Raw genomic sequence first — 12,408 nt, forward strand, 5'->3', positions numbered from 1 at the left:
GATCAAGATATGTGCTTGGTCTGTGCGGAATGTGGGGGCCTTGGGAGCCCTCACGCAAGTTTTGCCTCGACTGCGGCGACGACGGCTTCCGCCGTGATGCCGAAGTGCTTGAAGAGATCCTTCGCCGGCGCAGACGCTCCAAAGGAGTGCATGCCGACGAAAGCGCCGTCGGAGCCGATGAAATAATCCCAGCCCTGGCGGATGGCGGCTTCCACCGCTATTCTGACCGGAGCCTTGCCGATGATGGCGTTGCGATAGGTTTCCGGCTGCTCCTTGAAGAGCTCGAAGCAGGGAACGGAAACGACGCGGGCCGAAACGCCCTTGTCCTTCAGCATTGCGGCAGCCTTCAGCGCCACTTCCACTTCCGAGCCGGAAGCGAAGATCGAAACCTTGGCGTCGCTGGCGGATACCAGTTCGTAAGCGCCGTAAGCGGAGAGGTTTTTCTCTTCATATTCCTTGCGCGAGGGCGCAAGGTTCTGGCGGGTCAGCGCCAGCGCGGACGGGCGATGCTTCTGCTCGAGAGCCAGCTGCCAGCATTCCGCCGTCTCGGTTTCATCCGCCGGACGGAAGAGGAGAAGGTTCGGAATGGCGCGAAGCGCTGCGATCTGCTCCACCGGCTGGTGGGTCGGGCCGTCTTCGCCGACGCCGATGGAATCATGCGTCAGAACGTGGACGACGCGGATGCCCATGAGCGCGGCAAGGCGGATCGACGGACGGCAATAGTCCGAGAAGATCAGGAAGCCGCCGGCATAGGGGATGAGGCCGCCATGCAGTGCGATGCCGTTCATCGCCGCCGCCATGCCATGCTCGCGGATGCCGTAATGCAGGTAGCGGCCGGAGAAGTCCGTCGGCGTGATGGACTTCATCTGACTGGTCTTGGTGTTGTTGGACGGCGTCAGGTCGGCCGAGCCGCCGATCATTTCCGGCAGGATACCGTTGATGACTTCGAGCGAATCTTCCGAGGCCTTGCGGGTGGCAACCGTCGGGTTGTTCTCAATGATCTTCTTCTTGAAGGCATCGATGGCGCTGTCGAAATTGCCGGGCAGGTCGCCGGCGAAGCGACGCTTGAACTCGGCCTTCTTGCCGGCTTCAGCGGCTTCAAGGCGGGCTTCCCAGTCCTGGCGGGTCTTGGTGGAGCGCAGGCCGGCCAGACGCCATGCATCGAGCACATCTTCCGGAACGACGAAAGCTTCGGCTTCCCAGTTCAGGTGCTTGCGGGCGGCAGCGATTTCTTCGGCGCCGAGCGGGTTGCCGTGCACCTTGTGGGTGCCCTGCTTGTTCGGTGCGCCGAAACCGATGACGGTCTTGCAGGCGATGAAGGTCGGACGGTCAGATTTCTGTGCGGCCTCGATGGCGGCGGCAATCGCGTCCGGATCGTGGCCATCCACACGGATGGTGTTCCAGTGCACGGCCTGGAAGCGGGCGATCTGGTCGGTGCTGTCGGAAAGGCCGACTTCGCCGTCGATGGTGATGTTGTTGTCATCCCAGAACAGAACGAGCTTGTTGAGCTTCAGATGGCCGGCAAGCGCGATGGCTTCGTGGCTGATGCCTTCCATGAGGCAGCCGTCGCCGCACAGCACATAGGTGAAGTGGCTCTGCAGGTCGGAGCCGAATTCCTCTTCCAGCTTGCGCTCAGCGATCGCCATGCCGACGGCGTTGGCGATGCCCTGGCCGAGCGGGCCGGTCGTCGTTTCGATGCCGGTCGCATGGCCATATTCGGGATGGCCGGCGGTCTTGGAACCGAACTGACGGAAACGCTTGATCTCGTCGATCGTCATGTCCTCGTAGCCCGTCAAATAGAGCAGCGAGTAAAGAAGCATCGAACCATGGCCTGCGGACAGCACGAAGCGGTCGCGGTCCGCCCAGAGCGGCGCCTTCGGATCGAATTTCAGATAACGGGTGAAGAGAACGGTGGCGACATCAGCGGCGCCCATCGGCAGACCGGGATGGCCTGAATTGGCCTTCTCCACTGCATCCATGGCAAGAAAGCGGATCGCATTGGCCATCCGGTTGTGTTTGTCGCGAGAAATCATGGCTTTTCCGTCTGTTTCCGGGTGAAAGGAGATAGTTTTACGCAACTATCCAAAAAGCGGGTTGATCCATAGCAGGTGAGGCAGGCAAGTCAATAAATCCACGGGCGTTTGCGGTTCTCTCCGGGAGAAAAAATCGTTTAGAAAATCAGGTGTCGCGGCAAAATACGTGCAATATAAGTCTGTGCCTGTTCGTTCATCCACAGAGCAAAACGCTTCAATGCACTGGTTTGATTGACGGGATGATAAATCGGGTAATAACCTCGTGAGTGTTGGAAAGGCCTGAAACCGGACGATTCGGCCGGTGGCGTGCGAGTTGGAAAAAACGATGTCGGCTGAGAAGACCGTACAATCTGCGCTGACGGAGCTTAATGCTGCCATCACAAATCTCGAAAATGCCATCGATATGCGTATCGAGCGGCAAAGGGAGACGGGCGAGATCGACAATGAGGTCAAGCGGGTCCATGTCGACCGCGCGAGGCTCGCCCAGGAACTGGATCAGGCCGAATTTCGCGCCAATCGTCTTGAAGAAGTCAATCGCGAGGTTTCCCGCCGGCTGGTGACGGCCATGGAGACGATCCGCGCGGTGCTGGATCGATAGGAGCGGTTTCATGGCGCAAGTCACTGTTATGATCGACGGCAAGGCCTATCGCATGGCGTGCGAGGCGGGACAGGAAGACCACCTGACCGATCTCGCCACCCGTTTCGACCGGTATGTCGGGCACCTCAAGAGCCAGTTCGGCGAAATCGGCGATCTGAGGCTCACCGTCATGGCCGGCATCATGGTGATGGACGAGCTTTCCGAACTCAACCGCAAGATCGAGAAGCTGGAAGGGGAAGTCGCGGCCCTTTCCCGCAACCGCGACGGCATGGCCGAGCACAGGGCGAAATCGGACGAGATGGTGGCGCTTGCCATCGGCGATCTCGCCGATCGGCTGAACGGCATCACCGAAAAACTGCTGGCGCGGCCGAAGCCAGCGGCGCATTGACGGCGCGCAGAGTTCTGAGGCGGCAAAATTTCGCGCCGCACCCTCTGGCGGTTTTCTCCGATCCGTCCTATATCTTCTATGCGTTCTGCGCTTCCCGACAGGAACCACAATCCCTGGGGCCATACTCGATCCAAAGGGAGCTGTCCCTGGCCAGTCCCGTGGGGCTGGACACACGGTGCCCACCTACTTTTGTAGGCGCCCAGGATCGTAAATCTCCATCGGTCGCCGTGGATCGCGCTTGAAGTTTCCGGTCAAACCCGGTTCTTCACCTGATTGTTTTATCGTCGACAGTTATTTTTCACTACTGCCGGGCACGGCTTTTTTGTATCGCTCTCATTGCAATGGCGAAACAATTGCCTATTATTCGGATTGGTATGTCTGTCATGCCCTTTGCATAAAGGGTGCTGCGGCCAAAACCGCGACGTGCCGTTCAACAGCCCAAAGAGCTAAACTTGTTTACTGAAATTATGATCGTGGTCCTGCTCACCGTATTGAACGGTGTGCTTGCCATGTCCGAGCTTGCCGTTGTCTCCTCCAGACCGGCGAGGCTCAAGGTGCTTGCCGCGCAGGGCAGCAAGGGTGCCACGCTGGCGCTCAGCCTTTCTGAAAATCCCGGACGCTTTCTTTCCACGGTTCAGATCGGCATCACGCTGGTCGGCATTCTCTCGGGCGCCTTTTCAGGCGCCACGCTCGGCGCCCGCTTTACGGCATGGCTGGCGGAGCAGGGCGTGCCCGACCGCGTTGCCGATGCGCTCGGCGTCGGTTCGGTGGTCGTCGCCATCACCTATCTGTCGCTGATCGTCGGCGAACTCGTGCCGAAGCAGATCGCGCTGCGCGATCCTGAAAAGGTCGCCGCCCGCGTCGCGCCCACCATGACGCTGCTGTCCAAGATCGGCGCGCCGCTGGTGTGGCTGCTCGACCGGTCTGGCAAGACCGTTCTGGCGCTTCTCGGCCATAGCGGTGAATCCAACGCTTCGGTTACCGACGATGAAATCCGCACGGTTCTGGCCGAAGCCCACAGCGCCGGCGTGATTGAGACCGAGGAATCGGCGATGATCACCAGCGTCATGCGCCTTGCCGACCGCAATGCGCGCGGCCTGATGACGCCGCGCCGCGATGTGGAAGTGGTCGATATCGAAGACAGCGCCGAGGAAATCCGCGAACAGCTTCGCCTGACGCAGCGTTCGCGCCTGCCGGTGCGCAACGGTGCTTCGGATGAAATTCTCGGCGTGCTTTTCGCCAAGGACGCCTTCGATGCGCTGGCCTCCGGCAAGGAACTCAACATTCGCGAACTTCTGCGCGAAGTTCCTGTCGTATCGGACCTGACGAGTGCGGTGGACGTTATCCAGTCTCTGCGCCGCTCCACGGTGCATATGGTGCTGGTCTATGACGAATACGGCCACTTCGAAGGTATCATCAGCTCCGGTGACGTGCTTGAAGCCATTACCGGCGCATTCCAGGAAGATGACGATGAGGAACCGGCCATGGTCGAGCGCGAGGACGGTTCGTTCCTGGTCGCCGGCTGGATGCCTGCCGATGAGTTCGCTGATCGCATGGGTTTCCAGATCGATGAGGATGCCGAGTTCGAAACCGTCGCCGGTCTGGTTCTGGACGAGTTCCGCCGCCTGCCGGAACTGGGCGAACACATTACCCGCAACGGCTGGCGTTTCGAGGTCATCGACCTCGACGGTCACCGTATCGACAAGGTTCTCGTGAGCCGGGCCGCCTGATGTCCGGCGACATTGCCGAAAAAGCGAGGCTGCGCGGCGAAAGGCTCGCCGCGCGCGATGCGCTGAGTTTGGCGGAACGGCAACGGAAGAGCCAGTCGATTGCGGCCCATGGCGCCTCCGGCATCACCTTTTCACCTGATACCGTGATTTCCGGTTTCATGCCGATCCGCTCCGAGGCCGATACCCGGCCGCTGATGGAAGCGTTGCGCACAAGGGGCGGGCGTCTCGTTCTCCCCGTTGTGCTGGATCGCGAAACCATCGTTTTCCGCGCCTTTGAGGCGGATGCGCCGCTGGTGAAGACCGGTTTCGGTACGACCGGCCCGGGTGAGGATGCGGAGGTTCTCGATCCGGATATTCTGCTCGTGCCTCTTTCCGTCTTCGATGGGCAGGGACAGCGGGTCGGTTATGGCGCGGGCCATTATGACCGCGCCATTGCGCGATTGCACGCCAAGGGCCGTCAGCCTGTTCTCATCGGCGTCGCCTTCGATTGCCAGGAAGCGCCATCCATACCGGCGGAGCCGCACGATGTGCGGCTTCACGCCATTCTGACGGAAAGCGGCCTGCGCTGGTTTTCGAGGCCGCTGCCGATGCCCGATATGGGACAAAAGGCGCTTTAGCACTTTTTAAAAGATCGATTACCCGCTAGAGGGGACCAAATATAGAAACATGCGCAAGATCGGGGCGGGTGAATGAGGCTTCTTTTTCTCGGAGATATGGTTGGCAAGACCGGACGCACGGCTGTCTGGGAACGATTGCCGGGGCTGATTTCCGATCTGAAGCTCGATTTCGTGATCGTCAACGGTGAAAACGCCGCCGGCGGTTTCGGTATCACCGAAGACATTTATCTCGAGACCATCAATGCCGGCGCCGATGTTGTCACGACCGGCAACCATGTCTGGGACCAGAAGGAAGCGGTTTCCTTCTGCGAGCGCCATGACCAGTTCCTGCGGCCCGCCAATTATCCTGACGGAACACCGGGCAAGGGCTCGGGCATTTTTTATGCCCGCAACGGCGCACGTATATTGGTCGCCAACATCATGGGGCGGGTGTTCATGCATCCGGAGTTGGACGATCCCTTCAAGTCGGCGGAAAACATTCTTGCCGCCTGCCCGCTGAAGGAACAGGCCGACGCCATCATTTTCGATTTCCACGCCGAGGCGACCAGCGAGAAACAGTGTTTCGGCCATTTCGTCGATGGCCGCGCGAGTTTCGTCGTCGGCACCCACACCCATGTTCCGACGGCGGATGCCCAGATACTCAACGGCGGAACCGCCTATATGTCGGATGCCGGCATGTGCGGCGATTATGACAGCTCGCTTGGAATGGAGAAGGAAGAGCCGATCAACCGCTTCATTTCCAAGATGCCGAAGGGCCGTTTCGAGGCTGCCAGCGGACCGGCGACGATCTGTGGCGTTGGTGTCGAAATCTCCGACCGCACCGGTCTTGCGGAGAAGATTGCGCCGCTGCGCATCGGGCCGCGCCTTTCGGAAACCCTTCCATCCTTCTGGGTGTAACTTTATTGAAGCGCTCACAATGACGAAATTGTGAGCCTTCCGCTGTTCTTGTAACTGGACGACCCGCAAAACCTGTCTCATCCTCTCAACATCGCAAGTTCAGGGGAGTGGCATGATGCTGCGCGTGCTAATGCTTGCAATATCGGGGTTGGTCGCCTGTACGGGAGCGGCCTTCTCCCAGACGGAAAGCCGTCCTCCCGTCAGTCAATGCCAGGCGATCGCCAGCAACATTCCCGGCGTCACGTTCGCGAGCTTCAATCCGCCGGGCGTCCAGATGGCTCAGCTCACGGCAAAGGAAGAGGTGAAGATCAGCTTCATCGGCCATTCCACCTATCTGATCGAAAGCCCCGGCGGCGTGACGATCGCCACCGACTATAATGGTGTTTATCGTCCGCCTGTCACGCCGACGGTGGTGACGATGAACCGGGCGCATTCCACCCATTTCACCCTCAATCCGGATCCGGCCATTCAATATGTTCTGCATGGCTGGAGCGATACGCCCGGAGAAAAGGCCGAACACAAGGTTCTGGTGGATGACGTCTATATCCGTAATGTCGCGACCGATATCCGCAACCGCTGGGGCGATTACGAATCCTTTCAGGAAAACGGCAATTCCATCTTCATTTTCGAGGTTGCCGGGCTGTGTATCGGTCATCTCGGCCATCTGCATCACGAGCTGACGGATACGCATTACGCCGAGATCGGCCGTCTCGATGTGCTGATGGTGCCGGTGGATGGCGGGCTGACCATGGGCGCCGACAGCATGAGCCGGGTGGTCAAGCGCCTGCGCTCCGCGCTGATCCTGCCGATGCACCGCACTGGCCCGCCGCTCGAGCAGTTTCTCAACATGTTCGGGGGAAGTTTCCGGATTGCCTATGCCACGGATCCGGTGATCCGGGTCTCGATGAGAAACCTTCCCCGCCAGCCGCAGATACTGGTGCCGAAAGGCATGTAGCGGCGGCGGGCGAAGAAGGCCGGGAACCCTGGTCGGATTCATCCGATCAGGCGAAGGTGAGGTGCTGGCGGACGCCGACATCCGGGGTCTTGTCGTCGGACATGTTGGCCTTGGCGATTTCCCAGCCGAATTTCAGCGTGCTGTCTGTCGAGGCCCAGATGTCGGCATCGTCCACATGCAGCGCCAGCATCGTCAGCTGCGGATCGCTCTTGCCGTGCTCGTACCAGGCGGCGGTGACGGAATTCCAGTATTCGTCGATCTTCGCCCTGTCGTCGCGTGTTTCAAGAATGCCGGAGAGGCAGGCATGATAATCATGATCCTTGCCGACGAGGCAGAAATGCGCGCGTGAGCCGGATTTCAGCGATTTCACCAGATTGGTGTCTTTTTTGGAGAAGAACCATATCGTGTTGGTCCTGGGGTCAGCATGGGGCGCCATTGGCTGCATGTGACTGTGCAGGCCCTCAAGTCCGAGCATGCCGGCATGAACGGAATTGATCTCGTCCCAGAGCTGGCGGGCCGGGGCTTCTCTTGCTTCAGTCAGGCTGACCATGTGCTTTCTCCTTCCGGTCTGATGCTGTGGCGACGATGAAACCATGCTCGTCTCTGCCGTGTTCATGATCAGAACGACAAGCGGATAAATCAGTTCCTTCTGTGGTTGCGGCAAGAGAAAGCGCCTGCGGGCTTGAACGATGGGCCTATCGCACTTATAAGGCCCGCAATCTCCAAATTACGACAATCAGGTTTTCCATGGCTGGCCATTCACAGTTCAAGAACATCATGCACCGCAAGGGTAAGCAGGACTCCGTTCGGTCCAAAATGTTTTCCAAGCTTGCGCGCGAAATCACCGTTGCGGCCAAAACGGGCATGCCCGACCCGAACATGAACCCGCGCCTGCGTCTGGCGATCCAGAACGCCAAGGCCCAGTCCATGCCGAAGGACAATATCGAGCGCGCCATCAAGAAGGCCGCCGGCGCCGAAGGCGAGAACTATGATGAAGTCCGCTATGAGGGTTACGGCCCGGGCGGCGTCGCCGTCATCGTCGAGGCGCTGACCGACAACCGCAACCGCACCGCCTCCAACGTGCGTTCCATCTTCACCAAGGCCGGCGGTGCGCTCGGTGAAACCGGTTCGGTGTCCTTCTCCTTCGATCGCGTCGGCGAAATCACCTACAAGGCGGAAGTCGGCGATGCCGACAAGGTCATGGAAGCGGCCATCGAGGCCGGCGCCGACGATGTCGAATCTTCCGAAGACGGCCACACCATCATCTGCGGTTTCGAAGCGATGAACGAGGTTTCCAAGGCGCTGGAAGGCGTGCTGGGCGAAGCCGAAAGCGTCAAGGCCATCTGGAAGTCGCAGAACACGGTGCCGGTGGATGAAGAAAAGGCGCAGTCGCTGATGAAGCTCATCGACAATCTCGAAGACGATGACGACGTGCAGAACGTCTATTCCAACTTCGAAGTATCCGATGAAATTCTCGCCAAGCTTTCCGCCTGACGTTCCTCAAAAAAAGCCCCGGCAGCGATCCGCTCCGGGGCTTTTTGTTTAAAGCATTCCCAGGAAAAGTGGCATCCTCTTTTCCGTCGGGAAATACTGAAAAACTCTAGGCGGCCTTCTTTATGGAGGTTCGCACGTCGGCAAAAATCTCCACGGATCGCAGCCGCTTTTCGATGTCATGGATCGGCATGGAAACGATCAGCTCATCGGCCTGCGTCTCCGCCAGGAAGCCGTCGAGGTGGCGTTGGATCGTCTCAGGCGAGCCGACGGCGGCGAAACGCAGCGTGTGTTCGACAGAGAAACGCTCCATTTCGTTCCAGTAATCGTCCATGCTGTGCACCGGCTTCGGAAACTGCGTGCGCACGTTGCGGCGCAGGTTGACGAATTGCTGCTGCGACGAGGTGAAGAGATGCTGCGCCTCCTCGTCCGTATCGGCGCCGACACCCATCACACCCACCATCACATAGGGCTTGTCCAGCACCTCGGAGGGTTGGAAACGCTCGCGATAGATATGGATCGCCTCCATCAGCATGTCAGGGGCAAAATGTGAGGCGAAGGAATAGGGCAGGCCGAGGGCTGCGGCGAGATGCGCGCTGTAGGTGCTGGAACCGAGCAGCCAGAGCGGCACGTTGGAATTCATGCCCGGCACGGCAAGGATTGCCTGATCCGGCTGCGGCGCACCAAGGTAACGCTGCAGTTCGATGATGTCCTGCGGGAAGTTTTCCGCGCCGGCATCGAGGTTGCGGCGTAGCGCCCGTGCTGTGCGCATATCGGTTCCGGGTGCACGGCCGAGGCCGAGATCGACCCGGCCGGGAAGGAGTGCGGCAAGCGTTCCGAACTGTTCGGCGATGACAAGGGGGGAATGGTTGGGCAGCATGATACCGCCGGAACCGACGCGAATATGTTTCGTGGCCGCGCCCACATGGGCGATGACCAGCGATGTTGCCGCGCTGGCAATGCCCGGCATGCCATGGTGCTCCGCCAGCCAGATGCGGTTATAGCCGTGTTCTTCGGCCTTGATCGCCATTCGTTGGGAATTTTCTAGCGCCTCGCTGACGCTCTCGCCTTCGCCGATCGGCGAAAGGTCGAGAATGGAAAAGGGGATCATCCGACGCTCCTGCGTAATTCTCTCTTTGCTGCGGATGTAAGGCGCATGTCCCGATTTACCAGAGAAGTCGCGCAGAATTGAAGGATGGTTCAAAAAAATTGGGCCTCCGAAGAGGCCCGGGATATTTTGCCGGCCGATATGCTCTTAACCCGCCCGCCTGAATTGCCTGCTCTCGTAATGCCCTGCGGCTTCGTTCTCCGACGCCAATACGAATTGTCCGAGCCTGCCGTCCATTTCACCCGCTTCGGAAGCGAGATTGTGAATGGCGGCCGTCGTTTCTTCCACCATGGCGGCGTTTTGCTGGGTCATGGTGTCCAGGCTGGTGACGGTGCTGTTGATTTCCGAAAGCGTGTGCGCTTCCTCGCGTGTCGATTCCATGATCTCTTCGATACGGGTGCTGATGGTCTGCACGTGTTTGCCGATGCCGGTCAGCGAAGCACCTGCCTTTTCCACCAGCGTCACGCCGGCGGAAACTTCGTCGGTGGAGCGCTTCAGCAGGCTGGTGATTTCCTTAGCGGCGGCGGCCGAACGCTGCGCCAGTTCGCGCACTTCCTGCGCCACGACCGCAAAGCCCTTGCCTGCGTCGCCCGCCCGCGCGGCCTCCACACCGGCATTAAGGGCGAGAAGGTTGGTCTGGAAGGCGATTTCGTCGATGACGCCGATGATCTGGTTGATCTGGCGCGACGAGGTCTGGATCGCCTCCATGGCGGCGATGGTCTGTTCCATCACACGGCTCGAAGCAGTCGCCTCCGTGCTGGCGTCGCGGGCGATCCGCGTTGCCTGTTCGGCGCGCTCGATCTGGTCGCGGACGGCCTCCGTGATCGCCTTGATGGCGCTTGCCGTTTCGGTGATGGAGGCTGCCTGCCGCTCGGTGCGTTCGGCGAGCTGGTCGGCCCCCACCCGCATCTCCTCGGAACCGCCACGAACGGCGGCGGAATTGCCGCCGATGGCCTGCATCGTGTCGCTGAGCCGGGCGAGCGCGGTGTTGAAATTGTGGCGCAGGCTTTCGAGATCGTCGGGGAAGACGGTTTCGATACGATAGGCGAGATTGCCATTCGCCAGCCGGTCCAGCCCCTCATCCAGAGACTGCACGACCATCTGCAGGGTGCCTGCCTCGGCCTCGCGTTCCGCAAGATGCGCGCGCCGGGCCGTTTCGGCTTCTTCCCGGGTGCGTGATGCGGTCTCTTCCATGTCCCGCTGCAAAATGAGTTTTTCGCGGAAACTGCCAAGCGCACGCGCCATGCGGCCGATCTCATCCTTCCGGTCCTGATTGCCGATCTCCGCATCGAGGCGGCCTGCGGCCACTTCGCCGGTCAGCCCGGCAAGTTTTTCCAGCGGCGCGAAGAGACGCCGTGCCAAGAAGGCTGTCGCCGCGCACATGGCGGCCAGAACGCAAAGGCCGATCACGGCAAGCGTACCGGCAATCGAGATGGAGCCTGCGTTCAACTCGCTGCGCAGTATGCTTTCCACCGCCAGATATTTTTCGTCGGCAAAAGAGAACGGACGCGCATAGGCATTGGCTTCGCCATCCGTGCGGTCGATCCTGGCGACAGTCATACCCGCCGCGTTCAGGGCATTGCCGTGGAAATCGTAGATGGCCGGGTCAAGGCTGACCAGCCTTTCGCCCTCGACGCCGAGAACCTTACCATCGGCGGATACGATCGCGGATTGTTCCGAACTGCCGGCCGCGATGCCTTTCGTCAGAATCTGACTGAAAACGTCTTGCTTGACCTGGAAGAGGACGATGCCCTTGAACGCACCGAACTTGACGACCGGAACGCCGAAATAAATACCGGCCTCTTTCGTCGCGGCATCGATCCGCAGGCCGGAGAAGCTGATCTGGGCAACATCGTTGACCGCCTTTTCGGCATTCGCCGCGCCGCGCGTGAAGGCCGCACCAAGGCCGCTTTCCGCGAAGGCGCCGCCCTTGACGGTCTCGCCGAAAGCCGGTCCCTTCAGATAGGAATAATAGACCGTGCCGGCGGGATCGACGAAGAGAGCGTCGCTGAACGGCGTTCCCTGCAGATAACCGGCTATATCCGTCTGGGTTTTTTCATGGGTGGAATAATAAAAGCCGCTCGGGCTTTCCGGCTTGATCAGCTTTTCCCTGTCGCCGAAGGGGTTTTCCCTGACGAAGACGCGCTGCAGTTCCGCCTTTGCATCACCGGAATTCTTCTGCACGGTGGCCCAGCCGCTGCGCATGGAGACAACAGCCATTTGCAGGGATTCGATCTTGGCGATGGAATCCGCCTGGGTTTTCAGCTGTTCGAGACGTTCCTGGAGCATGTCGCCGCGAAAGACGAGAATGCTCTCCATGGATTTCGACGCCTGTTCCTCGAGAACGCCGCTGCTGCTCTGATAGCCGAGAAGCGTCAGAGCCCCGGTGGAGATCGCCATCAGCGCCAGGAAAATGACGAGCACCTTGGTGGATATGGAATGAAAACGGTTCAGCATGGCCGAAGCAGCCCCCAATGCCGGATCAGTTCCCGCACCATGCATGGATGGCGCCATCGGACGGCTGATATGGCGAACATATTGTGCTGCGGATCATCATGTCCGCAGCTCCCCTTTTTTGATTTTGTGGGGAA

At 59.9% G+C, this 12,408-nt stretch carries 11 protein-coding genes and 1 other RNA gene; 8 read left to right on the forward strand and 4 right to left on the reverse strand.

Annotation, left to right across the window (positions count from 1 at the left end):
• Window positions 1-50: 50 nt before the first annotated feature.
• Window positions 51-2,033 (reverse strand): transketolase, encoded by a 1,983-nt coding sequence (tkt, locus tag N5D22_RS01200; protein WP_279655725.1) that lies wholly within the window; start codon window positions 2,031-2,033, stop codon window positions 51-53.
• A gap of 325 nt (window positions 2,034-2,358) precedes the next feature.
• On the opposite strand from tkt, the gene N5D22_RS01205 reads away from it, so the two are divergent.
• The 7 genes from N5D22_RS01205 to N5D22_RS01235 all read left to right on the forward strand — a co-directional run bounded on the left by N5D22_RS01205 (window position 2,359) and on the right by N5D22_RS01235 (window position 7,218).
• The gene (locus tag N5D22_RS01205; RefSeq protein WP_046799912.1) at window positions 2,359-2,631 is read left to right on the forward strand and encodes a DUF4164 domain-containing protein; all 273 of its coding nucleotides are present in this window, start codon (window positions 2,359-2,361) and stop codon (window positions 2,629-2,631) included.
• Window positions 2,632-2,641: 10 nt separating this feature from the next.
• Window positions 2,642-3,019, forward strand: coding sequence for a cell division protein ZapA (locus N5D22_RS01210; RefSeq protein WP_279655726.1), 378 nt, complete (start codon window positions 2,642-2,644; stop codon window positions 3,017-3,019).
• A gap of 79 nt (window positions 3,020-3,098) precedes the next feature.
• Window positions 3,099-3,257, forward strand: a non-coding RNA gene (gene ssrS, locus N5D22_RS01215) — 6S RNA.
• A gap of 229 nt (window positions 3,258-3,486) precedes the next feature.
• On the forward strand, window positions 3,487-4,749 hold the full coding sequence (locus N5D22_RS01220; protein WP_347881147.1) for a hemolysin family protein: 1,263 nt from the start codon (window positions 3,487-3,489) through the stop codon (window positions 4,747-4,749).
• Entirely contained in the window at window positions 4,749-5,366 is a 618-nt protein-coding gene (locus N5D22_RS01225; RefSeq protein ID WP_279655728.1) for a 5-formyltetrahydrofolate cyclo-ligase, read from the forward strand. The genes N5D22_RS01220 and N5D22_RS01225 overlap by 1 nt, the downstream gene beginning before the upstream one ends.
• Window positions 5,367-5,438: 72 nt before the next feature.
• The gene (locus N5D22_RS01230; protein ID WP_003523211.1) at window positions 5,439-6,263 is read left to right on the forward strand and encodes a TIGR00282 family metallophosphoesterase; all 825 of its coding nucleotides are present in this window, start codon (window positions 5,439-5,441) and stop codon (window positions 6,261-6,263) included.
• A gap of 112 nt (window positions 6,264-6,375) precedes the next feature.
• The gene (locus tag N5D22_RS01235; RefSeq protein WP_279655729.1) at window positions 6,376-7,218 is read left to right on the forward strand and encodes an MBL fold metallo-hydrolase; all 843 of its coding nucleotides are present in this window, start codon (window positions 6,376-6,378) and stop codon (window positions 7,216-7,218) included.
• A 46-nt stretch (window positions 7,219-7,264) separates the two neighbouring features.
• Here the strand turns inward: N5D22_RS01235 and N5D22_RS01240 are convergent, their stop codons facing one another.
• Window positions 7,265-7,768, reverse strand: a complete 504-nt coding sequence (locus tag N5D22_RS01240; protein ID WP_279655730.1) for a pyridoxamine 5'-phosphate oxidase family protein — start codon at window positions 7,766-7,768, stop codon at window positions 7,265-7,267.
• Window positions 7,769-7,965: 197 nt separating this feature from the next.
• On the opposite strand from N5D22_RS01240, the gene N5D22_RS01245 reads away from it, so the two are divergent.
• Window positions 7,966-8,712: a YebC/PmpR family DNA-binding transcriptional regulator gene (locus tag N5D22_RS01245; RefSeq protein WP_279655731.1), complete on the forward strand. Its 747-nt coding sequence runs from the start codon at window positions 7,966-7,968 to the stop codon at window positions 8,710-8,712.
• Between the two features lie 106 nt (window positions 8,713-8,818).
• Here the strand turns inward: N5D22_RS01245 and N5D22_RS01250 are convergent, their stop codons facing one another.
• Both N5D22_RS01250 and N5D22_RS01255 read right to left on the reverse strand, forming a co-directional pair.
• On the reverse strand, window positions 8,819-9,820 hold the full coding sequence (locus N5D22_RS01250) for an LLM class flavin-dependent oxidoreductase (RefSeq protein ID WP_279655732.1): 1,002 nt from the start codon (window positions 9,818-9,820) through the stop codon (window positions 8,819-8,821).
• Between the two features lie 144 nt (window positions 9,821-9,964).
• On the reverse strand, window positions 9,965-12,274 hold the full coding sequence (locus N5D22_RS01255) for a methyl-accepting chemotaxis protein (protein WP_279655733.1): 2,310 nt from the start codon (window positions 12,272-12,274) through the stop codon (window positions 9,965-9,967).
• Window positions 12,275-12,408: the final 134 nt, after the last annotated feature.

The sequence above is a fragment of the Agrobacterium sp. GD03872 genome, assembly GCF_029840625.1.
Taxonomy (GTDB): domain Bacteria; phylum Pseudomonadota; class Alphaproteobacteria; order Rhizobiales; family Rhizobiaceae; genus Agrobacterium; species Agrobacterium fabrum_A.

Coding starts and splice junctions, on each gene's coding strand:
- tkt (WP_279655725.1), bottom strand. CDS start 2,033: ATGATTTCTCGCGACAAACACAACCGGATGGCCAATGCGATCCGCTTT.
- N5D22_RS01205 (WP_046799912.1), top strand. CDS start 2,359: ATGTCGGCTGAGAAGACCGTACAATCTGCGCTGACGGAGCTTAATGCT.
- N5D22_RS01210 (WP_279655726.1), top strand. CDS start 2,642: ATGGCGCAAGTCACTGTTATGATCGACGGCAAGGCCTATCGCATGGCG.
- N5D22_RS01220 (WP_347881147.1), top strand. CDS start 3,487: ATGATCGTGGTCCTGCTCACCGTATTGAACGGTGTGCTTGCCATGTCC.
- N5D22_RS01225 (WP_279655728.1), top strand. CDS start 4,749: ATGTCCGGCGACATTGCCGAAAAAGCGAGGCTGCGCGGCGAAAGGCTC.
- N5D22_RS01230 (WP_003523211.1), top strand. CDS start 5,439: ATGAGGCTTCTTTTTCTCGGAGATATGGTTGGCAAGACCGGACGCACG.
- N5D22_RS01235 (WP_279655729.1), top strand. CDS start 6,376: ATGATGCTGCGCGTGCTAATGCTTGCAATATCGGGGTTGGTCGCCTGT.
- N5D22_RS01240 (WP_279655730.1), bottom strand. CDS start 7,768: ATGGTCAGCCTGACTGAAGCAAGAGAAGCCCCGGCCCGCCAGCTCTGG.
- N5D22_RS01245 (WP_279655731.1), top strand. CDS start 7,966: ATGGCTGGCCATTCACAGTTCAAGAACATCATGCACCGCAAGGGTAAG.
- N5D22_RS01250 (WP_279655732.1), bottom strand. CDS start 9,820: ATGATCCCCTTTTCCATTCTCGACCTTTCGCCGATCGGCGAAGGCGAG.
- N5D22_RS01255 (WP_279655733.1), bottom strand. CDS start 12,274: ATGCTGAACCGTTTTCATTCCATATCCACCAAGGTGCTCGTCATTTTC.